The 22,412-nt window shown below is 60.1% G+C and carries 16 protein-coding genes; 7 read left to right on the forward strand and 9 right to left on the reverse strand.

Features of this window, described 5'->3' with window-relative positions:
• Position 1: 1 nt before the first annotated feature.
• Positions 2-844 (reverse strand): AAA family ATPase, encoded by an 843-nt coding sequence (locus OKB77_RS02195; protein WP_005347493.1) that lies wholly within the window; start codon positions 842-844, stop codon positions 2-4.
• A 159-nt stretch (positions 845-1,003) separates the two neighbouring features.
• Here OKB77_RS02195 and cysK point away from each other — a divergent pair, with 159 nt between their 5' ends.
• The 4 genes from cysK to crr all read left to right on the forward strand — a co-directional run bounded on the left by cysK (position 1,004) and on the right by crr (position 4,996).
• Positions 1,004-1,972 (forward strand): cysteine synthase A, encoded by a 969-nt coding sequence (gene cysK / locus OKB77_RS02200; RefSeq protein ID WP_252657081.1) that lies wholly within the window; start codon positions 1,004-1,006, stop codon positions 1,970-1,972.
• Between the two features lie 440 nt (positions 1,973-2,412).
• Positions 2,413-2,670, forward strand: a complete 258-nt coding sequence (locus OKB77_RS02205; RefSeq protein ID WP_005338266.1) for an HPr family phosphocarrier protein — start codon at positions 2,413-2,415, stop codon at positions 2,668-2,670.
• Positions 2,671-2,716: 46 nt separating this feature from the next.
• Complete coding sequence (ptsI, locus tag OKB77_RS02210) at positions 2,717-4,444, forward strand: phosphoenolpyruvate-protein phosphotransferase PtsI (RefSeq protein WP_058058331.1); 1,728 nt, start codon at positions 2,717-2,719, stop codon at positions 4,442-4,444.
• A gap of 42 nt (positions 4,445-4,486) precedes the next feature.
• Complete coding sequence (gene crr / locus OKB77_RS02215) at positions 4,487-4,996, forward strand: PTS glucose transporter subunit IIA (protein ID WP_005338264.1); 510 nt, start codon at positions 4,487-4,489, stop codon at positions 4,994-4,996.
• 98 nt (positions 4,997-5,094) lie between these two features.
• Here the strand turns inward: crr and OKB77_RS02220 are convergent, their stop codons facing one another.
• The 5 genes from OKB77_RS02220 to pykF form a co-directional block, all read right to left on the reverse strand.
• A complete protein-coding gene (locus OKB77_RS02220) occupies positions 5,095-6,027 on the reverse strand; it encodes a GGDEF domain-containing protein (RefSeq protein ID WP_103251314.1) in 933 nt (310 codons plus the stop codon).
• 339 nt (positions 6,028-6,366) lie between these two features.
• Positions 6,367-8,397: a M13 family metallopeptidase gene (locus OKB77_RS02225; RefSeq protein WP_201952038.1), complete on the reverse strand. Its 2,031-nt coding sequence runs from the start codon at positions 8,395-8,397 to the stop codon at positions 6,367-6,369.
• A 54-nt stretch (positions 8,398-8,451) separates the two neighbouring features.
• Positions 8,452-8,856, reverse strand: a complete 405-nt coding sequence (locus OKB77_RS02230; protein WP_040065860.1) for a hypothetical protein — start codon at positions 8,854-8,856, stop codon at positions 8,452-8,454.
• A 408-nt stretch (positions 8,857-9,264) separates the two neighbouring features.
• A complete protein-coding gene (gene mscK, locus OKB77_RS02235; protein WP_005359039.1) occupies positions 9,265-12,594 on the reverse strand; it encodes a mechanosensitive channel MscK in 3,330 nt (1,109 codons plus the stop codon).
• A gap of 150 nt (positions 12,595-12,744) precedes the next feature.
• Positions 12,745-14,157 (reverse strand): pyruvate kinase PykF, encoded by a 1,413-nt coding sequence (gene pykF, locus OKB77_RS02240; RefSeq protein ID WP_031227651.1) that lies wholly within the window; start codon positions 14,155-14,157, stop codon positions 12,745-12,747.
• Between the two features lie 308 nt (positions 14,158-14,465).
• Between pykF and OKB77_RS02245 the strand changes: the two genes are divergently transcribed.
• Both OKB77_RS02245 and OKB77_RS02250 read left to right on the forward strand, forming a co-directional pair.
• Positions 14,466-14,708: a hypothetical protein gene (locus OKB77_RS02245; protein WP_201952036.1), complete on the forward strand. Its 243-nt coding sequence runs from the start codon at positions 14,466-14,468 to the stop codon at positions 14,706-14,708.
• A gap of 167 nt (positions 14,709-14,875) precedes the next feature.
• Entirely contained in the window at positions 14,876-15,640 is a 765-nt protein-coding gene (locus OKB77_RS02250; RefSeq protein ID WP_201952032.1) for a DODA-type extradiol aromatic ring-opening family dioxygenase, read from the forward strand.
• A 92-nt stretch (positions 15,641-15,732) separates the two neighbouring features.
• Here the strand turns inward: OKB77_RS02250 and OKB77_RS02255 are convergent, their stop codons facing one another.
• The 3 genes from OKB77_RS02255 to OKB77_RS02265 all read right to left on the reverse strand — a co-directional run bounded on the left by OKB77_RS02255 (position 15,733) and on the right by OKB77_RS02265 (position 21,240).
• Positions 15,733-19,485: an AAA family ATPase gene (locus tag OKB77_RS02255; RefSeq protein ID WP_201952029.1), complete on the reverse strand. Its 3,753-nt coding sequence runs from the start codon at positions 19,483-19,485 to the stop codon at positions 15,733-15,735.
• Positions 19,482-20,708 carry an exonuclease SbcCD subunit D C-terminal domain-containing protein gene (locus tag OKB77_RS02260; RefSeq protein WP_201952027.1) on the reverse strand — a complete coding sequence of 409 codons (1,227 nt, stop codon included), beginning with the start codon at positions 20,706-20,708 and terminating at the stop codon, positions 19,482-19,484. Before OKB77_RS02260 ends, OKB77_RS02255 begins: the two co-directional genes overlap by 4 nt.
• Before the next feature lie 103 nt (positions 20,709-20,811).
• On the reverse strand, positions 20,812-21,240 hold the full coding sequence (locus tag OKB77_RS02265) for a GNAT family N-acetyltransferase (RefSeq protein WP_040065867.1): 429 nt from the start codon (positions 21,238-21,240) through the stop codon (positions 20,812-20,814).
• 177 nt (positions 21,241-21,417) lie between these two features.
• Between OKB77_RS02265 and rdgC the strand changes: the two genes are divergently transcribed.
• Complete coding sequence (gene rdgC / locus OKB77_RS02270) at positions 21,418-22,329, forward strand: recombination-associated protein RdgC (protein ID WP_005347467.1); 912 nt, start codon at positions 21,418-21,420, stop codon at positions 22,327-22,329.
• Positions 22,330-22,412: the final 83 nt, after the last annotated feature.

The raw sequence follows: 22,412 nt of genomic DNA on the forward strand, positions 1-22,412 counted from the left end.
GTCAGCTGCCGCGCCGGGCCAGAAAGGCGAGCTTCTCGAAGAGATGCAGGTCCTGCTCGGTCTTGAGCAGGGCGCCATATAGCGCGGGTACCAGCTTGCCGGGCTCGCGGGCACGCATCGCCTCGGGGGCGATATCGTCGGCCAAGAGCAGGCGGATCCAGTCCAGCAGCTCCGAGGTGGAGGGTTTCTTGCGCAGCCCCTCTACCTCGCGCAGCTCGAAGAAGAGATCCATTGCCTCGCCAAGCAGGCTCTCCTTGAGGTCGGGGTAGTGGAGCTTGACGATGGCCTGCATCTCGGCCTTGTCGGGGAAGCGGATATAGTGGAAGAAACAGCGGCGCAGGAAGGCATCCGGCAGCTCTTTTTCGTTGTTGGAGGTGATGATGACCACCGGCCGCTGGCGCGCCTTGACTCGCTCGCCGGTCTCGTAGACGTCGAACTCCATCCGATCCAGCTCCAGCAGCAGATCGTTGGGGAATTCGATGTCGGCCTTGTCGATCTCGTCGATCAGCAGCACAGGTCGCTGCTCGGCGCTGAAGGCCTGCCACAACTTGCCTTGACGAATGTAGTGGCTGATATCGGCCACTCTGGGGTCGCCGAGCTGGGAGTCCCGCAGCCGGGCCACCGCATCATATTCGTAGAGTCCCTGCTGGGCCTTGGTGGTGGACTTGATATGCCAGGCAATGAGATCGGTGCCAAGATGGTCGGCGACCGCTTCTGCCAGCACCGTCTTGCCGGTGCCCGGCTCCCCCTTGATCAGCAGCGGTTTTTCGAGGGTGATGGCGGCATTGACCGCCATCTTCAATGCATCGGAGGCGAGATACTGGCTGCTTCCTGAAAATCCCATAACGTCGGTTCCTTTGACGATTGGCGCCCGGAGTCAGGGGCCAGAGAGAATAAGCTCTATATGTTGTAATACCATATGGTTATAACGAATAGTCACTTCTCATTCAGAAACCACAGGGTAATCTTGTTTCATCGTCGTAACAAACACAGGGATAGCGCCATGAGCAAAATTTTTGAGGACAACAGCCAGACTATCGGTAACACCCCGCTGGTTCGTCTCAACCGTGTTACCAAAGGCCGCGTGCTGGCCAAGATCGAGAGCCGTAACCCCAGCTTCAGCGTCAAGTGCCGTATCGGCGCCAACCTGATCTGGGATGCCGAGAAGCGCGGCATCCTGACCAAGGGTAAGGAGATCATCGAGCCCACCAGCGGCAACACGGGTATTGCTCTGGCCTTTGTCGCGGCAGCTCGCGGCTATCCCATCACCCTGACCATGCCGGCCACCATGAGCCTGGAGCGCCGCAAGCTGCTCAAGGCGCTCGGTGCCAATCTGGTGTTGACCGAAGGGCCGCTCGGCATGAAGGGGGCTATTGCCAAGGCCAACGAAATCCTCGAATCCGAGCCGGGCAAGTATGTGTTGCTGCAACAGTTTGAAAACCCGGCCAATCCGGAGATCCACGAAAAGACCACCGGCCCCGAGATTTGGGATGCCACTGACGGCGAAGTGGATGTGTTCGTGGCCGGGGTCGGTACCGGCGGCACCATTACCGGGGTCTCCCGCTATCTGAAGCAGACTAAAGGCAAGGCGGTGGTCTCTGTCGCGGTCGAACCGGCCGAGTCGCCGGTCATCAGCCAGAAGCTGGCCGGGGAAGAGATCAAACCGGGCCCCCACAAGATCCAGGGGATCGGCGCCGGCTTTATCCCGGGCAACCTGGACCTCTCCCTTATCGATCGGGTGGAGAAGGTGACCAGCGATGAAGCCATCGAGATGGCCCGCCGCCTGATGGAGGAGGAGGGGATCCTGGCCGGTATCAGCTCCGGTGCTGCGGTGGTGGCTGCCAGCCGTCTGGCCGAGCTGCCGGAATTTGCGGGCAAAACCATAGTGGTCATCCTGCCGAGTGCGGCGGAGCGTTACCTCTCCAGCGCCCTGTTTGCCGGGGTGTTCAGCGAGCAGGAGCTGCAGCAGTAACTGATCGGAATCTTTCAAAACAGCGGCGCTCCCAGGAGCGCCGCTTCTTTATGGGCTAGACTCAACCCCTGTTAGTGTCACTTGATCCTTATTTTTTGGGGTAAAATAACAAGTTCCGGAGTGAGAAAAAAAGCAGACATTCCGCTCTAAATCTCATATCCTGTGCGGCGTCACGCGGTGTTTGCTGGCTGGGTATCACAAAGTAACAAAGTGTTATTTTTCGTTATAAAATAATTTCAGGCCAGTCCTGATGCGGCTTGTAGCCCAATAACTGAAAATTGCCAACCAGCGCGCCGATTACTGCACAGAAACTTGACCTGGATTAAACCATTGCGGGTCTGCTTTCGTTACTTTACAACATATCCATACTGACACGGTGGGTCAGGTTGCTTCAAAAACGACCAATCCACCAAAAAATATCAATAATATGGGGTGAAACCATGTACGAGAAGTCTGTTGTTATTACTGCTGAAAACGGCCTGCACACCCGTCCGGCAGCTCAGTTCGTGAAAGAAGCCAAAGAATTCCAAAGCGAGATCACTGTGGTCTCCGGTGGCAAGTCCGCCAGCGCCAAGAGCTTGTTCAAGCTGCAGACCCTGGGCCTGACCAAGGGTACCAACGTAACTATCCAGGCTGATGGTCCGGATGCTCAGCAAGCTGTTGAGAAGCTGGTTGCCCTGATGGACGAGCTGGAGTAATCCAGCTTTAGATTCCTCCCCCACAGTCGTTTTAATAGGAAGGATTATGATATCTGGCATTCTTGCGTCCCCCGGTATCGCATTCGGTAAGGCGCTTCTTCTGAAAGAAGATGAAATCGTTATCAATCAGGGCAAAATCTCTGCTGACCAGATTGATGCCGAGATCAACCGTTTCCTCGAAGCTCGTACCAAGTCAGCTACCCAGCTGGAAGCCATCAAAGAGATGGCCGGTCGCACCTTCGGTGAGGAAAAAGAGGCCATCTTCGAAGGCCACATCATGCTGCTCGAAGATGAGGAGCTGGAAGGGGATATCAAATCCTTCATCAAAGACAACAAGGCTTCCGCTGACAAAGCCATCTATGAGGTGATCGAACAGTACGCCAAGATGATGGCCGAGCTGGATGACCCTTATCTGCGCGAACGCGCTACCGACTTCCGTGACATCGGTACCCGTCTGGTCAAGAACGTACTGGGCATCGCCGTTGTCAACCTGAGCACCATCGACGAAGAGGTGATCCTGGTCGCCAAAGACCTGACCCCGTCTGAAACCGCTCAGATCAACCTGAAATATGTGCTGGGTTTCGTCACCGACATCGGTGGCCGTACCTCTCACACCTCCATCATGGCCCGCTCCCTGGAGCTGCCGGCCGTGGTAGGCACCAACGACATCACCGAGCGCGTCAAGAACGGTGACATGCTGGTGCTGGATGCGATCAACAACCAGATCATCATCAATCCGACCGCTGAACAGCTGACCGAAGCCAAGAAGTTCCAGGCTCAGTTCCAGGCCGAGAAAGATGAGCTGGCCAAGCTGAAAGATCTGCCTGCCATCACGCTGGATGGTCACCAGGTCGAAGTGTGCGCCAACATCGGTACCGTCAAGGATACCGAAGGTGCCATCCGCAATGGCGCCGAAGGCGTGGGTCTGTACCGTACCGAGTTCCTGTTTATGGACCGTGACGCGCTGCCGACCGAAGAAGAGCAGTTCAAAGCCTACAAAGAAGTGGCCGAAGCGATGCCGGATCAGCCGATCATCGTGCGTACCATGGACATTGGCGGCGACAAAGAGCTGCCATACATGAATTTCCCGAAAGAGATGAACCCCTTCCTGGGCTGGCGTGCCGTGCGTATTTTCTTCGACCGCGAAGACATCATGCACGCTCAGCTGCGGGCCATTCTGCGCGCCTCTGCCTTCGGCAAACTGCGCATCATGTTCCCGATGATCATCTCTGTCGAAGAGTTCCGTAGCCTGAAAGCTACCGTAGAGACGCTGAAGGCCGAACTGCGTGCCGAAGGCAAAGCCTTTGATGAATCCATCGAAGTGGGTATCATGATCGAGACCCCGGCCGCTGCCGTGATGGCTCATCATCTGGCCAAGGAAGTGGATTTCTTCAGTATCGGTACCAACGACCTGACCCAGTACACCCTGGCTGTCGATCGTGGTAACGAGATGATCTCCGCCATGTACAACCCGCTGTCACCCTCCGTCCTGACCCTGATCAAGATGGTTATCGATGCGTCCCACGCCGAAGGCAAGTGGACCGGTATGTGTGGTGAACTGGCTGGTGACGAGCGCGCTACCCTGCTGCTGCTGGGTATGGGTCTGGATGAGTTCTCCATGAGCGCCATCTCTGTACCGCGTATCAAGAAGCTTATCCGCAACACCAACTTCGAAGATGTGAAGGCAATGGCTGATCAAGCACTGAGCTTTGCCACCGCCGCTGAAATCGAAGCATGCGTAGATAACTTTATTAAGCAGAAAGCAGTCTGCTAAGATCGGCTGCAAACAGCGACAAATCATCTCTAGGAGCTTTATATGGGTCTGTTTGATAAACTGAAGAAACTGGTTTCCGACGATAGCTCTGACACCGGCGGCATCGAAATCTTTGCTCCGCTGTCTGGCGAAATCGTGCCGATCGAAGATGTGCCTGACGTTGTCTTCGCCGAGAAGATCGTTGGTGACGGTATCGCCATCAAGCCGGCTGGCAACAAGATGGTTGCGCCGTGCGATGGCACCATCGGCAAGATTTTCGAGACCAACCACGCGTTCTCTCTGGAATCCGACTCCGGTATCGAGCTGTTCGTTCACTTCGGTATCGACACCGTTGAACTGAAAGGCGAAGGCTTCAAGCGTATCGCTCAGGAAGGTCAACAGGTCAAGCGCGGCGACACCATCATCGAGTTCGATCTGGCCGTTCTGGAAGCGAAAGCCAAGTCTACCCTGACTCCGGTTGTCATCTCCAACATGGACGAGATCAAAGAGCTGATCAAAATGACTGGAGCCGTGACTGTGGGCGAGACCCCGGTTATCCGTATCAAGAAGTAATGCCCGGCTGGCTCACGCCAGTTGCGCAGTAAAAAACCGAAGCCTTGTGCTTCGGTTTTTTTATGGCCGCGAGTCGGCTTTCCATTCTGGTTACCACTCTATTCCGTCGAGATGACAACCCGGTTACGGCCCTGATCCTTGGCCTGATAAAGGGCTCGGTCTGCCATCATCAGCAGATAGTCGATGCTCTCCTGCCCCTTCATGCTGGCACACCCCAGACTGATGGTGAGGGATAGCTGCTTCCCCTGCCATGGCAAGCGGGTGGTACTGACATGCTGGCGCAGCTGCTCGGCGCGCCGTGCTGCCTGTTCAATATCGCAACCAGGCAGGATCAGCAGGAACTCCTCCCCGCCCCAACGGGCCAGACTCTCCCCCGGCAACAGCTGGCCCGCCATAGCGTGGGCGACGGCGCAGAGCGCGGCATCGCCCGCAGGGTGGCCGTAGCGGTCATTGACTTGCTTGAAATGGTCGATATCTCCCAACACCACCGAGAGGGGCTCACCCTGCAACCAAAGGGCCTGCAACTGTTGCTGGGCGCCACGCCGGTTGGTCAGTTCGGTGAGCGGATCGGTGCAGGAGAGGCGGCTCACCTCTTCCACCATGCACTGCAGGTCGTGGATATCGCGAAAGGTGACGATATGGCCATCCGGGATGGCATCGGCTCCCAGCTGGGCAGTGACGATAAACCAGCGCGACTGACCGCTCTTGCAGCGGATCAGCGCAGGCATTTCGGCGACCTCCAGCCCTTGCGACAAGCTCTGTTCCACCTGGGAGTGCCAGGAGTCGATGATGGTGCGGCGATACCCTTCATCCGGGTAGGCGACCTGAAACCAGGAGGCCATGTCCGGCAGATCGTCAAGGTTGTAGCCCAGCTGCTCAATAAAGGCTTTATTCAGGAAGCGGTGGCGCCGCTGCGGGATCATGTCGGGTGAGCAGCCATCGTGACGGGCAATGGATTCGGACACCAGAATAGGCAGCGGGATCACATCGAAGGAGCGAAACAGGATCTGTTGCAGTTCTCGGTCATTCATAGGAAAAGCGGCTCCACGATGCATCTTTTACATGCTTTACCATAGGTCAGACCTGTTTGGTGGTAAACCGATTTATAGCGGTTCCACCGCCGGTTTTTCAGCCAATGGCAAAGGCGAAAAAACGGTGGAGTTGTTTGCCGTGGCCGTATCGGGTGAAAGCTGGGCAGGCTGAGGAGAAGGGGCAGAGCAAAAGGGTCAAAAAAACCCACATGGTCAGGCACATGTGGGTCTGGAAAAACCAGGCAGGGTAAAACAGACACTCCCTGTGTCGGTCATCTTCAGCTCAGGTGGAGGTGGTCCATCTGCTGGAGCTTTTCGGGCCAGGGCCCCTGCTGGTGGTCACCAAATCTTCACGCGCTCGGAAGGTGGCAGATAGAGCTTGTCTCCCGGCTTGATGGCAAAGGCGCTATAGAAGGCCGGCATATTGACGACGACGCCGTTGACCCGGTACTCCAGCGGCGAGTGGGGATCTGTCTTGAGCAGAACGGCCGCGAGCTCGGGCCGGTACTTCCCTTTCCACACCTGCGCCCAGCCGATAAAGAAACGCTGCTCGGCAGTGAAGCCATCGAGCACCGCTGGCTGGCGGTTGCCCAGGGCGAGCCGGTACGCCTTGTGGGAGATGGTCAAGCCGCCGAGATCGCCGATGTTCTCGCCAAGGGTCAGCTGGCCGTTGACATGCTCCCCCTTGATGGGCTCGAAACGGTCGTACTGTTTTGCCAGTTTTTGCGCTCTGGCGGCGAACTCCTTGAGATCGGCCGGAGCCCACCAGTTGTGCAAGGCACCGTTGCCATCGAATTTGGCCCCCTGATCATCGAAACCATGGCTCAGCTCGTGACCGATGACCGCGCCGATGGCGCCATAGTTGACCGCATCATCCGCCTTCAGATCGAAGTAGGGCGGTTGCAGTATGGCTGCCGGGAAGACAATCTCGTTGTTGTTCGGGTTGTAGTAGGCGTTCACCGTCTGCGGATTGTCGAACCACTCCTCCTGATCCACCGGTTGATGGAGGCGGGCAAGGTGCTCGTTGTAACGCACCGTGGCCGCGCGCTGGGCATTGCCGACCAGATCATCGGGACGGATCTCGATTGTGCTGTAATCCTGCCACTGGTCGGGATAGCCGATCTTGACCCGAACCTTCTCCAGTTTCGCCAGCGCCTGCTGTTTGGTCGGGGCAGACATCCAGTCGAGCCCACCGATCTCCTGGCGATAGGCGGTGATCAGATTGCGCACCATGGTCGCCATCTGTGCCTTGGCTTCGGCCGGGAAGTAGCGCTCCACGTAGAGTTTGCCCACCGCCTGACCCAGATAGTCGTCCAGCACCTCCATGGCCTGCTTCCAGGGCTCCCGCTGCCGAGGGATGCCGCTCAGGGTTGTACCGTAGAAAGCGAAGTGCAGGGCATTGCTCTGGCTGTCGAGATAGGGCGCATAAGTACGTAGCAGATGGAACAGGCAGTAGGATTGCCACTGCGCGATGCTGGTCTCCTGCATCACGGCGGCCAGCTTCTCCAGATAGTCCGGCTCACTGACGATGATCTCCGTTTCCCCGGCGATACCGGCCTCTGCCAGGTAGCGTTGCCAATCCAGCGTGGGCAGCAACTGACTGAGGCGGGCGATGGGCAGTTTGTTGTAGGTGAGGTTGTCATCCCGCCGCTTGACTCTGCCCCACTGCAGGCTGGCGAGGCGGGTCTCCAGCGCCAGAATGCGATGGGCCTGCTCGCTCGCCCCCTCGACGCCGGCATGGTTGAGCAGGGCGGTAATGAACTGCTCGTAGCTGGCCCGCAGTGTCTTGCTGGCGGCATCTGCTTTCAGGTAGTAGTCCCGATCCGGCAGACCGAGGCCGGATTGCTGCAGGTAGATCCCGTAGCTGTCAGGCTGCTTCTTGTCGGCCATGATCCCGATACCAAAGGGAGCGCCGCCCCCCAGCTTGCTGACCCGGGCAAAGTAGGTGGCTAGCGAGGCGCCATCATGGATGGCCATGATCTCGTCGCGCAGTGGTTGAATGGGGGTCAGCCCTTTGGCATCCCGCCCGGCCTGATCCAGATAGCTGGCGTAGAGATCGGCGATCTGCTGGCGAGGGGTTCCGGACTGTTGCGGGCGCTTAAGCAGCTCCTCCAGCAACACCTTGCGATCCTCCAGCGACTTGTCCGCCAGCAGATTGCCGATGGTCTGCCCCGGCATGTCATCCGGTATTTGGGTCTGGGCCAGCCAGTTGCCGTTGACGTGGCGAAACAGATCGTCCGCCGCGCGCACGCTGTTATCCATGCTGGCCAGATCCACCCCGGAGTGGCCGCTGGTGGCACCGGCGCATGGAGCGAGGCCAAGCAGGGCCAGCGCAATGAGGCTGGCGATCATGCTGCGTTGCTGTTTCATCGTGTGTGTCCTGTATGGGGTGCCAGTAGTGAATTGGCTATACCCGCTGGCCAATCAGCTGCGAACGACCGAGAGGAAGCGACCGTCGTGATTGAAGGTGCAGGTAAAGTCGACCGCATCATCGTTGGTCTCGTACTGGCCATAGACCTTGTATCTGTGGCCGCTCTCTTCTGCCGACTCGGTGGTGATATCGCGGGGGGAGACATGGAATTTGCTGGCTGCTGCCCCCGAGCAGTAGCGGGGCATCTTGCTGGTGGCCATATGCTGGTCATCGCTATCGTCATGTTGGCCATCATGCTCGTGTTTGTTATCGCTGTGCTTTTTCCCGGCGTAATAGCCAGCGGCGCCGATGGCACCCAGCGCAGCTGCACCTATCAGGACTTTCTTGGTATCCATATTCTGGCAGCCGCTCAATGCCAGACAGGCGGCTATTCCCATTACCATCAAGGGGTGTTTCATCTCTCGGATCCTTTCAATTATCAAATGAGCAAGTCGGTGTCAGCCGGGCGGTGGTCACAGGGCCCGGCGCTGGAATGGCGCCACTTTGCAATGGTCAGGATGAAGAGGACACTCAAATAAAATTAAAAAAAGTTATAAAAATCCGGGAGCCGGAGCGAGCGCGGTATGGGGGGCGCGGTGAGGGGAGAAGGGCGCAGGTTTCATCCATGCGGTAAGTAGTCGTGTAGGGCAAGTGTTTGTTTTTAGACTTTTATTTCTCTTTATATTTTATCAAGGGTGATGGCTGCCTGTTGTGCGGCGGCCAGCCATGTTGGCAATGGATAACTGTCTCTATCGCCATAAACTGGGCATAAAAAAGCCGCTCACCTGGGCGAGCGGCTGTTGTCATCAGATTCATGCAGTTCGCTATCAGGCTGGCTGCTTGCCATCTTCCGCGGGCGGCGGCAGGGCGGCGGAGTTGGACTCCACCTTCTGCTCTTCGCCCTGCATGTTCTTGATGTAGACATCCATCTGGTTGAAGGCGATCTCGATGCCATTCTCGCGGAACAGCTGGTCGATCTTGCGGTTCAACTCGTCCACCGCCGGGTTGCGGTCTCCCAGTTCGCTCACGAAGAAGCGCAGCTCGTGATCCAGCGTGCTGGCGCCAAAGGTGAGGAAGTAGACGATGGGGGCCGGATCTTTCAGCACGCGGCTGTTTTCGTCGGCCGCCTGCTTGAGCAGGGTGCGGGTTAGTTCCAGATCGGAACCGTACGCCACGCCCACCCGCACGATCACCCGGGTGACGGTGTCACTCAGCGACCAGTTGATGAGCCGTTCTGTCATCAGCTGCTGGTTGGGGATGATCACCTCTTTGCGGTCGAAGTCGGTCAGGGTGGTGGCGCGAATGCGGATCCGCGAGACGGTACCGGAGAAGGAGCCGATGGTGACGGTGTCACCGATCCGCACCGGGCGCTCGAACAGGATGATGATGCCGGAGACGAAGTTGGAGAGGATCTCCTTCATGCCGAAACCGATACCAACTGACAGACCACCCGCTACCCACTGCAGCTTGTCCCACTGCACGCCCATCATGGAGAGAGCGGTGAGGGAGCCAAAGCCGATCAGCACATAGTTGAGCATGGTGGTGATGGCGTAGGCGGTACCCTGAGCCAGATTGAGCTTGGAGAGCACCAGCACCTCCAGCAAGCCCGGCAGGTTGCGCGCCAGTGACCAGGCACCGCCGAGCAGCAGGAAGCCGATCAGCACGTCACTCAGGCTGATGGGGAAGAGCACGGCGTTGGCGCCGGTGCCTTCGCTGCGGTGCCACAGCACCATGCTGTCGAGGTAGGAGAAGACCGCGACCAGATCGGACCAGAGCCAGTAGAAGGCGACGCCAAAGATCAGCATCAGCACGGTACGGGTCAGACGCAGGGACTGCTGGCTGACATCCTCCAGATCCATGGGCTGCTCTTCAATGGACTCACCACCTTCCGCATCTTCCGAAGATTTGTGCTCACGCTTGGCCACCGCACGGCGGTAGGCCAGACGACGGGCCGCCAGCTCCAGACCACGCAGGGCGGTGCGGTAGACCAGGCTCCAGATGATGATGAGGTAGAAGGATTCGATCAGGCGACCGGTCAGCTTCAGCGCGGTGTAGTAGTAACCGAGCACCGCCAGCACGATCAGCGCCACCGGCGCCAGCGCCAGGGCGATGGCGATCAGCGACTTCTGCATGCTCGCCTCGCCCTTGATGCGGGCGCGGGAGATGGGGAACACCAGATAGGCGGCCAGCCCCAGCAGGGTCAGGGTCATGGCCTGGCCGATCACGTCGTTGCCCAGGGTGGAGGGTTCAACCACCGCCTTGGTTGCGAGCATGATGAGCGGCAGCAGTGGCAACCAGATGTAGCGCATGCTGTTGCGCTTGGCCTGCAGCTCCGCTTTCGGGATCCGGAAGTGGGTTTCGGCGATGCCGCCCGGGCGCATCACCGCCAGATAGACGCTGAACACCAGATAACCGAGGGCGAGGTTCAGGGTGATCTGGAACATCAGCTTGGGACTGAGCAGACCGCAGTAGGTCAGCAGCAGACCGCCAGCCAGAATGAACATGCTGCCCGGCAGGCGTTGCAGTACGGTATAGAGCAGGGCGCGCGGGGTGTGCCACTGGCTGTCCTGACGGAAACGGCCAAGGTCCTTGGTGATCTTCTTCTCGCGCTCAACCAGCGCCGGACGTTTCCAGACCAGCAGGCCGCCGATCAGCAGCAGCGGGAAGGCGAGCAGGGAGATCCCCAGCAGCTCTTCGCGCCAGCGTTTCCAGTCCGGTTTCAATACCCAGTCGGAGGCCTGTTTGTAGGCCTGGGCGGGCCAGCTGATAAACCACTTGCTGTCGATGGGCTTGTTGCTGCTTACCCAGAAGATGTGTTGCTGCAGGGTAAATTCGATAGAGGCATAGACCCGCGCCAGCTGCTGCTGGGTCAGCTGCAGGCTGATGGCGTTGGTGAGCTGGCTGTCGAGTTGGCGGTTGAGCTGATCGAGCAGATTGATACGGGTATCGAGCAGCTTGGCAAGGCTCTCCTTGTCCTCCTCGCTCACCGGATCCTTGCTGCCGGCGATCAGATTGTCCAGATAGAGGTTCTTCTGGAATAGTTGGTCACGCTGCTGGCTCAGTTCAAACTGGGCCAGATGCAGATCGGCAATCTGCTCTTCCAGATTTTTGACGGCGATGGTGGGTGCCGCTTCCAGCTGCTGGTAGAGCTGATAGAGGATGCGCGACAGCAGCAGATTGCCCTTGAGCATCTGCACCTGTTCATTGAGGTTGCGCTCGGTCTGGATGCCGCGCTCCAGCCAGCTCTTGGCTTGCAGGTTTTTTTGTACCAGCGAGTTGAGGCTGGTGGTGGCACCGATCAGCTGCTGGCTGAGCTGGTGGTTGAGCTCCTGCTCTTTTTGCACCAGCGGGCTGTCTTCGGTCGCCACCAGTTCACCGGTCTGCTCGGCGGTTTTCTCTGTGTCGCCGAGGCGCTTGGCGCTGCTCTGATCCTGCAACAGCTGCAGTTTCTGCTCTTCGCTGGCGAGACGGGCACTCTGGTAGTCGCGCTGCTTGATCGCCAGATCCTGCATGCTGGTACGGTTATCCAGCTCCTTTTGCAGGTGGGCCAGTTGCAGGTCGAGCAGGGCCAGCTCGGCACCGAGCTTCATCTTCTCGGCGCTGGAGACGCTTTCACCGGCGTTGAGGCGGGTACGGATCTCCTGACTGCGCTGGTAGGCGCGGCTCATGCTGGCCTGGGCCCGCTCCGGCAGGGTCTGCAAGCTGGTGAGCTGGCTGCCGATGGCGCCGAGGGCCTCCTGGGCCGCCTGCATGTTGGCCAGCACTTCCGGCTGACGGCTGTCGAGCTCTGCCAGACTCATGCTGGCGTATTCGCTCTTGATCTGCTCGGCACTCTTGCCCTTGGTCAGGGCATCGAGCTTGGCGCTGATCTCTCTGAGCTCGGTGGGCAGGTTGCGGATCCGCTGGGCCTGGGTTTTGGCCTTCGCCTCTTCCTTGTCGATGCTGTCGAGCAGTCCGAGGGTTTCGGTCAGCAACTTCTGATCCGCTTGCTGACTGACGGTCAGGGTCTCTGATTTACCCAGACCATCCAGCGCTCGCTGAACTGCGTTGCGAGAGGGGACATCTTGCGCCATGGCTTGCGGCACGCAGAGGCTGGCGAGGAGACAGAGCAGCGGCAACAGGGTGGCCGAGACTCTTTTAAAACGTATTGAGGGCATATAACTTCCGGGTTATTACGCGATATTCGGGAGATTTCCCGCATAGATTAAATTCGCGTGGATTCTAACACCGGGCTTGTCAGGTAAGCAGGGGGGAGGGACAAAAAAAACGGCGCCCGCAGGCGCCGTTTTCAACTCGTTCAGCTCTGATTAAAGAACGTGAACAGAAGCGGTGTTGGTTGTGCCGCTCGGTACCAGAGCACCGGAGACCATCACAACCACGTCACCTTTCAGACCCATGCCGATTTCCAGCGCGGCTTCTTTACCGATGCGATAGAAATCGTCGGTAGAGGCGATGCTGTCAACCACGTGAGCAACCACACCCTTGGTCAGAACCAGCTGGGCAGCAGTTTTCTTGTTGGTGGTGATAGCCAGGATCCAGGCTTTCGGGAAGTACTTGCGAATGGCCTTGGCAGACTTGCCGCCTTCGGTAGCGACCACGATCAGCGGGGCGTCCAGCTTCTCGGAGGTCTCTACGGCGCCTTTACATACGGCTTCGGTGATGCGCAGCTTGTTGCTGTCGTTGGCAGCAGACAGGTTGGACGGCATCACGGCATCGGTACGCTCGCAGATGGTGGCCATGATGGTCACGGCTTCCAGCGGGTACTTACCCTTGGCGGATTCACCGGACAGCATGACTGCGTCGGTACCGTCCAGGATGGCGTTGGCCACGTCACCAGCTTCGGCGCGGGTCGGACGCGGGTTCTTGATCATGGAGTCCAGCATCTGGGTGGCAGTGATAACCACTTTGCGGGCTTTGTTACACTTGGCGATGATCATCTTCTGGGCGAAGATAACTTCTTCAACCGGGATCTCTACACCCATGTCGCCACGAGCAACCATGATGCCGTCGGAAACAGCCAGGATCTCGTCGAAGTTGTCCAGACCTTCCTGGTTTTCGATCTTGGAGATGATCTGGATGTTCTCGCCACCGTGGGCTTTCAGGTGCTCACGGATTTCCAGAACGTCTTCTTTCTTACGGATGAAAGAAGCAGCAACGAAATCAACGCCTTGCTCGCAACCGAAGATCAGGTCGCGCTTGTCTTTCTCGGCCAGGGCCGGCAGCTTGATGGAGACGCCCGGCAGGTTAACGCCTTTGTTCTCGCCCAGGTCACCGTTGTTCAGCACTTTACAGATAACTTCGCGCTCGGTGATTTCGATAACGTCCAGACCGATCAGGCCGTCATCAACCAGGATGCGGTTGCCGACGCGCAGATCGTTGGCGAAACCTGCATAGGTCACGGCCACTTTGTCTTTGTTGCCAACCACAGTCTGGTCGGTGGTGAAGGTGAAAGTCTGGCCAGCGACCAGCGCGACGTCGTTGCCGCCTTCCAGCTTCATGGTACGGATTTCCGGACCCTTGGTGTCCAGCAGGATAGCTGCGTGCTTGCCGGTCTCGGCCATAACAGCGCGCAGGTTGCTGATGCGGCTGCCGTGCTCGGCGTAGTCACCGTGGGAGAAGTTCAGGCGCATGACGTTCATGCCGGCGTCCAGCATTTTGGCCAGCATTTCTTTGGATTCGGTCTTCGGACCGATGGTGCAGACAATTTTGGTCTTTTTCATGTCAATCTTCATGGTTAAGGAATTTCCGCCGAGCAATATACACCAGTTTTTGGAATCTTTTTATGATCCAGAAACAACGTTTTGACCAGATAACGTTTTCTTTTCAGGGATAACGTTTTCCTGTGAGTCACATTTTAGAGCATACGGCCACAGGTTCGGGCTGAAGGGATACAAATGTTGCCATCTGTGGTTGTTTGGCCGGGTTGAGGTTCAGATGTTGTAAAATGACCACCCGTCCGCTGTCACCGTCTTGTCACCGGCTTGCGCAAAAATGTTAGTTCATTGGCGCACGGGTGAAGGAGGCCGGGATGAAAAACAGCCATGAAACCGGATGGGCTCTGCTCTTGCTGGGCGCCGCCCTGCTGCTGGTTCAGACACTGCCAACCCGCTACTGGCCTGACAATGCCGGTCTGCTGGCGATCTTCTCCCATCCGGTGAAAGGTGAGGCGGCCGCCGAGGGATTGGCGTGGCGAGAGTGGCAGGATCACAGTGCAGCGACCCGGATGGCGCTTCGTGCAGCCCGACAGCTGCCGGAAGCGCCGCAGCCTTGATATCTATTGCTGCTTACCGGTAGTGAAAGCGTGAAATTATCAACCATTAGTTGATAGTTCTTATCTATCTTGCTGGATTGTCCACCTTTCATGGCAGGGGGATAATCGATTCCAACAGCGATATCCCCTCCGGTATCGCCCCCTGATACTTTGTTGGAGTTCGCTTTATGTCCCTCGCCCCCGTTTGGTTTATCTCTCACGGCGCACCGGATCTGGTGCTGCGTGAGCAACCCGCCACTCGCTTTCTGCGAACCCTGCGTCTGGGTGAGCTCAAGGGGCTGGTGGTCATCTCCGCCCACTGGTTCAGCCGCGAGTTGCAGATCAACGTCGAGCCCAAACCGGCCTTGATGTACGACTTTTACGGCTTTCCCGAGCCCCTCTACCGGATGCGCTGGCCTGCCAGCAGCCCCGAGTGGCTGCAACAAGGGGTGAGCGACCAGCTGGCACTGGCCGGACTGACCGCCACCCCGGTGCGGCGCGAGCTGGATCACGGGGTCTGGTCGCCGCTCTCCCTGATCGACCCAAACAGCGAGATCCCGCTGGTGCAGATCTCCATTCCCGCGAGCTTTACCCCGGCCCAGTTGTGGCAACTGGGAGAGGTATTGGGGGCGCTGCGCAGTCAGGGGATTGGCATCCTCGCCTCCGGCGCCATCACCCACAACCTGCGGGCGCTGGCACCGGAAGGCTCGCCAGTGCCGGAGTGGGCCAGCCAGTTTGTCGACTGGCTGGAGCAGAAGATGGCCGACGAGGATCGTCTGGCGCTGCTCGACTATCGCCAGCAGGCCCCCGGAGTGGTGGAGTCTCATCCCCACGATGACCACCTGCGCCCGCTCTTTGTGGCGTTGGGGGCTGCTGATGGTGTGGCGCCCACCCGGCTGCACGAGAGCTGGGATGGCGGCAGCCTCTATATGGGCGCCTACCGCTTCGGCTGATAGCCTCTCAACAAGACCCCGCCAATTGGCGGGGTCTTGTTGTTTACGGCGTGGGGGGGAGCCGATGGTATTGGTGATGGAACTGATGCTACTCAGGGGACCACCACCCGGCTCTCGCCGCCGCCGAGAGCTTCGACCCTGATCTGCACGCCGATCCGCTCCACCAGGGTCTGGACGTGGGAGATGACCCCGATCTGGCGACCGGCGGCTTGGAGGGAGTCGAGGCTGGCGAGCGCCAGATCCAGACTGTCCGGATCCAGGGTGCCAAACCCTTCATCAATAAACAGCGACTCGACCTGGGTCTGCCGTGACGAGAGGCTGGAGAGGGCCAGCGCCAGCGCCAGTGACACCAGAAAACTCTCGCCACCGGAGAGGGAGTCCACCGAGCGCACCTCGTCCCCCATGTCGAGATCCACCACTTGCAGCGCCAGATCGGTGCCGGGCACCCGTTCCAGCCGGTAGCGGGGCGAGAGCTCGGCGAGCTGGGCGTTGGCCTCCAGCAGCAGACGCTCGAGGGTGAGGCTCTGGGCAAAGGTGCGGAACTTGGCGCCGTTGGCCTGCCCAATCAGATCGCACAGCTGCTGCCAGTGGTCGGCCACCGCCTGCTGGGCGGCCAGCTCCTGTTGCAGGCTGCCTGCCTTGAGAGCGGCTGCTTCGGCCTGTGCCAGCTTGCTCTTGCACTCGAACAGCTGCTCTTCAAGGGCGCGACAGCGGGCATCGAGTGCCGCCAGCTGCTCGCTAAGCTCTGCATCCGGCAGGGCGGCCAGCTCGGGGTGGTGCTCGCGATAGCGATCCCGCTTGCTCTCCTCCAGTGCCAGCGCCCGTTGCCGCTCGGCAAGGCGGGTACGCGCCTCGCCAAGGGCATCTTCCAGCCCTTGCAGGGCCGTGCGGCGAGCCTTGAGTTCATCGGGGCTGATGGCGAGCAGGCGGCGCAGGTCGTATTCGGCAATGCCGAGGGTACTGGCGTGGGCAGCCCAGCGCCCCAGCACCTCCCGCTTGCGGCGACTGCTGGTCTGCTTTTCCTGCTCCACATGGGTGAGGCGGGTCTTGAGTTCGGTCTGCCGCTCCCGCAGAACGCGGGCGCTGCTTTGCATCAGCTCCAGTTCGCTGGCGAGCTGTTGCAGCCGCTGTTGCCAGCGGCTCTCGACCAGCGGGATCTCCTCGCCATTCAGACAGACGGCGCGGCTGGTGAGCAGCCCCTGCCGCTGCTGCTCGTGCTCCTTGTAGTCCCGCTCAAGTTTGTGCAGCAGCTCGCGCTGGGTCTGCAGGCGCGCCTCCTGCGCACTTAGTGCCGGGGTGAGGCTGGCGATCTCGCTGGCCAGCCGCTCCCACTCGCTCTGGCCATGCAGCCAGGCTTCGCAGGCTCGCTGCCACTCGTGCCACTGCTGGCTGCCGAGCCACTGGCGCCACGGTTGGCCGCCCATCTGTTCGTCGAGGCGGTGGGCTCCCTGTTCGAGGCGCTGGCGCAGGGTCGCCTCCTGCTCACCCATCCCCTTCACTTCCCCTTCCAGTGCGATGCGCTGGCGGTCGGCCTCCTGCCACTGCAGGTCAAACTGCTGGTGTTGGGCAGCCAGTTGGCTTAGTTGTTGACGCACCCCTTGCAGCTGTTGTTGGCCAAGCTGGGCCTGACGCAGCTGCTGCTGGCTCTGGGCCAACCCCTGCTCCAGCGCCTGTCCACGGCCAAGCAATGTGCTCATCAGCTCGTTCCACTCAATGGGGCTTTGGCGCAGCGGCAGCGGATGGCCGAGCAGGGTATCGCCACCCAGCTGTTGCCAGCGCTGGGTCAGCTGCCCGGCGCGGGTTTCCAGCTCCGGCAGATGTTGCTGACGCACCGCCAGCTGGCGGGCCAGCTCCTGACGCTCGCTCTCGCACTGGATGTATTGATGATTGAGCCGTTCCCACTCCAGTTCCAGGCTGCGGGCCCGTTCTGCCAGCTGACCGAGAATGCCGGCCACTTGGGGCTGGCTCTGGCTGTAGGGGTGCTCCCCGGAACCGCACAGCGGGCAAGGTTCGCCATCGCTCAGGATATGGCGATACTGCTCGAAGCTGGCGATGGCGCGGGACTGCTCCAGCGCGTGGCGCGCCTCATCCCGCTGCAGGGCGAGCCGCTCGCGGGCGGGGACCAGCTCTTCGCCAAGGGTGGCGAGCTTGCCCAGCGCCTGCTCCAGCTGGGCAATCTCCTGCTGCAGGCGGGTATGCTGCTCGCCGTGGTTGCGGCCATAATCGGCCAGCTCCAGCAGCTGGCGCAGCTGGCCCAGCTGTTCGGTTTGCTGCTGCCACTGCTCCTGCGCCTTGGCGAGGCGGCTCTCCCACTGCTGCTCCTGCAACTCGTTCTGTTGCTGTTGCAGCCGAGCTTGTTCATGTTGCCAGTAGTCGCGCTCTTGCTGGCCTTGCTCCAGCTGGCGCTGCAACTTTTGCAGGGCGCGCAGCTTGTGATCCCGCAGGGTGAGCAGTTGCTGCAGCTTGTCGGCATCCTCGGCCCAATCCTGCATGGCGCTGAGCAGGGGCTGCCACTGGCGGGCCACCGGTGCCAGCTCCTTGTGCTCTTCGAGCCAAAGGCCCCACTGCTGGTGCTGCTGCTTGAGCAGCTCCACCTGTCGGCTCTGCTCGCGCCAGCCCTGCTCGAGGGTGAGCTGCACTTCTCGCTCCTGTGCCCCCTCCTGCTGGATCTTCTGCAACTGCTGCACTTTCTCCCTGATGCGGGTATCGAGCTCTTGTGCCCGCTTGAGTTCGGGTTGCAGGGCACCCCATTCCCGCTCGGCGGCGATCTTCTCCGCCAGCAACTGCTGTTCGGTCAGCGCGCTCTGCTGGGTCTGCTCCTCGAGTTTGGCCAGCTCCGGCCCCAGCTCGGCGATCAGCTTCTCCTGCTGCTGTACCTCAAGGGTGAGGCGGGCCAGCTCGTCGTGATCGGCGCGGGCCACCTGGGCCTGTTCGGCACGAGCGAACTCCTCGCGCTCGGGGGCCGCGGCGCCGTGGGCCTGCAGGGCGGCATCGAGCGCCGCCTGCCCCTCGGCGCAGCCCTGCAGCTGGGCGGCAATGCGGCTATTGAGGTCGCGCAAGTCCTGCATCAGCAGCTGCTGTTGCTGCTCGTGCTTGAGGGTGGTGGAGAGGCTCACCTGCTGACTTACCCAATGCTCGCGGGTCGCCGCGTCCATCAGCGCCACGTCGCCGAGGCGCTGGGCGATGGTGGCCAGCTTCTGCTGTTCTTCCCGCGCCCGTTCATAGGTCTGGATGGAGATGGCGGAGTAGAGCTCGGTGCCGGTCATCCGTTCGAGCAGAGCGGAGCGCTCGTTGGCATCCGATTTGAGGAAGGCGGCAAACTCCCCTTGCGGCAGGATCACCGCGCGGCGGAACTGCTCCCAGGAGAGACCCACCAGCTCGTCGATGCGATCCTGCAGCTCCCGTTTGCTGCCGGAGAAAACCTGCCCTGACTCCACATCGGTCAGGGTGCGCTCCTGCGCCTGAAAACGCCCCTCCGAGCGATTTCGCGCCCGGCGCACCGCCCAGCGGGCCAGCCAGATGCGACCATCGCAGTCACGAAACTGCACCTCGGCAAAGCCGCTGGCGTGGCCGCGACTGAGGATGCCACGCACGTCGTTGGCCTTGAGCTTCTCTTCGTCATCCATGCGGCCCACTTCGGCCACGTTCTTGCGATTGGCAATAAAGCGCGGCATCTCGTCGTAGAGGGCCAGACAAATGGCGTCGAGCAGGGTGCTCTTGCCGGCGCCGGTGTTGCCGGTGATGGCAAACAGACCGGCGGCGCCGAGCGCCCCCCTGGTAAAGTCGATGGTGAAGGGGCCGGTCAGACTGGCCAGATTCTCACCAGATAGAGACAAGATTTTCATTGGTTTGACTCCTTCACCTGCTCCAGGATCTCTTCAAACGAGGCAACCAACTTGGCCTCGGGTTCCCCCTCGAACTGGCGCTGATAGCAGAGGCGAAACACCTCGGTGGGGGAGAGCTCATCGAGCCTGCGCCGCTCGCGACCATCGGCCAGTCCTTCTCCCGAGCCCTGATACTGGGTGCTGATGCGGGCCAGACGCACCGGTTTGTCTGCGATGGCCGCCAGAATGCGCTCGCGGATGCGGGCCTCGGGCTTGGGCAGCAGCAGCCGCACTTCGAGGAAGGGTTGTGCCTCTTGTGGACAAGCAGGCAGCTCGAGCGATGCGATGGCGTTCAGCGCGTCGTCGAGGGTGCTCCGGGGCAGGCGGATCATCTCCACCGCGCGGGGCACCGGGATCCGCTCCAATCCGGTCAGTTTCCCCTCTGCAAAGGTCACTTCCAGCACCTGATGGTTGTAGTTCGCTTCGGCAAGTGAGAGCGGTAGTGGCGAACCGCTGTAGTGCACCCCCTCGGCCGGGCTCTGGGCCAGATGGAGGTGGCCGAGCGCCGTGTAGTCTGCACCGGCAAAGAGTTCGGCGGGCAGGGCGTGCTGGTTGCCGCCAAGCACCCGCCGCTCTGACAGTTCCGAGAGCTGGCCCGCCGCCAGATAGGCGTGGCCCATGGCAATCAGTGGCAGCGCCTCACCGCAGCGAGCGCGCCCTTCAGTCAGCACCTCGGCGTAGACCTGTCGAACCCCTTCGATCAGCCTGTCTTGTCCTTCTTCCAACGACTCTACCCGCAGATCGCTGCTGCGCAGGAACGGCACGGCAGCGCACCAGGCGGCGATCTTGCCCTCCCGGTCTTGCAGCGGTACCAGCAGGCGGTCGGTCTCGAGCTTGCCCTCACTGTCGCGGCTGATGCTGCCCACCAGATGCAGATCAAAGGCGCGCAGCAGCTCGTGGGGGGCGTCGAGCTTGGAGGGGGAGTCGTGGTTGCCGCCGATCAGCACCATGTTGAGGTGAGGCAGCTCGGCGCGCAGCCGCGCCAGAAAACGGTAGAGCTGTTGCCAGGCGCTGGCGGGAGGATTGGCGGTATCGAACAGATCGCCTGCTACCAGCAGGGCGTCGATCTCGCGCGCCTTGAGGGTGTCGCTCAGCCAGTCGAGAAAGGCATCGTGTTCAAAACGGCGGTCATGACCATGGAGTTGATGGCCAAGGTGCCAATCGGCGGTATGGAGGATTTTCATTGGAAAGCAGCCCGGTTGCAGGGACGGTGCCTGTGGCACCCGATGAGGACAAGATGAGGATGCCCCGTGCTTTTTTCAAGTAAAACAGGGGGCTGGCATCGATTCAGGCGGGTTCGCAGCACATCCGGTATTGGGGGTGGCCGGTAAGGGGATCGGACTCCTCGGCCTCGATAACGAAGCCGTGGCGACGATAGAAACGCACCGCCTGATCGTTCTCGACGAAGACCCGGGCGTGGAGCGACGCCCCCTGACGCTTGGCCTCCTGCAGCAGGGCGTGGCCGACGCCGCGGCCCTGACGGTCGGGGCGTACGAACAGGGCGGCGAGATAGTTGTCCACCATCGCCATGAAACCGAGCAGATCGCCGCGCTCCTCGAACACCCAGATGGCGGCGCGATCGAGATAGCGGGTACGCAGATCCTCCTGGGCCTGCCACCAGCAGGAGGCATCGACGAAATCGTGGGCCTGCAGGGAGGCCAGCAACCAGATTTCGACGATCTCTTCCATGTCTTCCGGGCGACTGGGCCGCAACATACCTTCATCCTTATTAACAATTTACTTTCGCAGTCTAGGAGAACTTGATGAACAAACTGGTGACATAAATGAGACCCTGTGAGGTCGATCGCCCTTTATTTAGCGAGAATGATTGGCTGATCACAAAGCGCCTCTCTAGTACAATGCCCGCCGGACAATCTAGAGACCGAGGACGCCATGTGGTTTAAAAACCTGCAGATTTATCGCTTTACCCGCCCCTTTGACCTGACCGTGGATCAGCTGGAAACCCAGCTGGAAGCCTGTGCCTTCACCCCTTGCGGCAGTCAGGACATCTCCCGTTTCGGGTGGGTCAAGCCCCTTGGCAAATTCGGCTCAACCCTGACTCACTCTGCCTCCGGTCACATCCTCATCTGCGCCCGCAAAGAGGAGAAGATGCTGCCCGGTACCGTGGTCAAGGAGATGCTGGCCGAGAAGGTAGAAGCGATCGAGTTCGAACAGGGACGTGCCCTCAAGAAGAAAGAGAAGGAGGCGCTGAAAGAGGAGATCCTCCACACCCTGCTGCCCCGTGCCTTCAGTCGTACCAGCCAGACCTTCGCCTGGATCAATCCGGCCGACAATTTGATGGTGGTGGACGCAGGTTCTGCCAAGAAGGCGGATGATCTGCTGGCACTGTTGCGCAAATCCATCGGCTCCCTGCCGGTGGTGCCGGTGGCCCTCAAGAACCCGCCGGAGATCACCATGACCGAGTGGTTGAACGAGGGCAATCTGCCCGCCTCCTTCACTCTGGAAGATGAAGCCGAGCTGCGCAGTGCCATGGAGCACGGCGGCATCATCCGCTGCAAGCAGCAGGATCTGATGACGGATGAAATCAAGAACCACCTGGCCAACGACAAGCTGGTGACCAAGCTGGCCCTCAACTGGGGTGAGACCGTCAGCTTCGTGCTGGGGGATGATCTCTCCATCAAGCGCCTGAAATTCAGCGAAGAGCTGCGCGAGCAGAACGACGACGTCACCAGCGAAGATCCGGCCGCCCGTCTGGATGCCGATTTCGCGCTGGTCACCGCCGAGCTGTCCCAGTTTATCCCGGCGCTGTTTGCCGCCCTGGGTGGCGAAGAGCAGTCCATCTAACCGGACTTGCGCCTGTTTGGCCTCTGCCATCCCATCGTAAAAGCCGCCTTCGGGCGGTTTTTTTATATCTGTTACGGATAGCC

Origin of the sequence: Aeromonas sp. Y318-3, from assembly GCF_027706185.1 — a bacterium.
Taxonomy (GTDB): domain Bacteria; phylum Pseudomonadota; class Gammaproteobacteria; order Enterobacterales; family Aeromonadaceae; genus Aeromonas; species Aeromonas veronii.

Excerpts from the sequence above, each read along its gene's own strand:
- OKB77_RS02195 (WP_005347493.1), bottom strand. The coding sequence starts at position 844 with ATGGGATTTTCAGGAAGCAGCCAGTATCTCGCCTCCGATGCATTGAAG.
- cysK (WP_252657081.1), top strand. The coding sequence starts at position 1,004 with ATGAGCAAAATTTTTGAGGACAACAGCCAGACTATCGGTAACACCCCG.
- OKB77_RS02205 (WP_005338266.1), top strand. The coding sequence starts at position 2,413 with ATGTACGAGAAGTCTGTTGTTATTACTGCTGAAAACGGCCTGCACACC.
- ptsI (WP_058058331.1), top strand. The coding sequence starts at position 2,717 with ATGATATCTGGCATTCTTGCGTCCCCCGGTATCGCATTCGGTAAGGCG.
- crr (WP_005338264.1), top strand. The coding sequence starts at position 4,487 with ATGGGTCTGTTTGATAAACTGAAGAAACTGGTTTCCGACGATAGCTCT.
- OKB77_RS02220 (WP_103251314.1), bottom strand. The coding sequence starts at position 6,027 with ATGAATGACCGAGAACTGCAACAGATCCTGTTTCGCTCCTTCGATGTG.
- OKB77_RS02225 (WP_201952038.1), bottom strand. The coding sequence starts at position 8,397 with ATGAAACAGCAACGCAGCATGATCGCCAGCCTCATTGCGCTGGCCCTG.
- OKB77_RS02230 (WP_040065860.1), bottom strand. The coding sequence starts at position 8,856 with ATGAAACACCCCTTGATGGTAATGGGAATAGCCGCCTGTCTGGCATTG.
- mscK (WP_005359039.1), bottom strand. The coding sequence starts at position 12,594 with ATGCCCTCAATACGTTTTAAAAGAGTCTCGGCCACCCTGTTGCCGCTG.
- pykF (WP_031227651.1), bottom strand. The coding sequence starts at position 14,157 with ATGAAAAAGACCAAAATTGTCTGCACCATCGGTCCGAAGACCGAATCC.
- OKB77_RS02245 (WP_201952036.1), top strand. The coding sequence starts at position 14,466 with ATGAAAAACAGCCATGAAACCGGATGGGCTCTGCTCTTGCTGGGCGCC.
- OKB77_RS02250 (WP_201952032.1), top strand. The coding sequence starts at position 14,876 with ATGTCCCTCGCCCCCGTTTGGTTTATCTCTCACGGCGCACCGGATCTG.
- OKB77_RS02255 (WP_201952029.1), bottom strand. The coding sequence starts at position 19,485 with ATGAAAATCTTGTCTCTATCTGGTGAGAATCTGGCCAGTCTGACCGGC.
- OKB77_RS02260 (WP_201952027.1), bottom strand. The coding sequence starts at position 20,708 with ATGAAAATCCTCCATACCGCCGATTGGCACCTTGGCCATCAACTCCAT.
- OKB77_RS02265 (WP_040065867.1), bottom strand. The coding sequence starts at position 21,240 with ATGTTGCGGCCCAGTCGCCCGGAAGACATGGAAGAGATCGTCGAAATC.
- rdgC (WP_005347467.1), top strand. The coding sequence starts at position 21,418 with ATGTGGTTTAAAAACCTGCAGATTTATCGCTTTACCCGCCCCTTTGAC.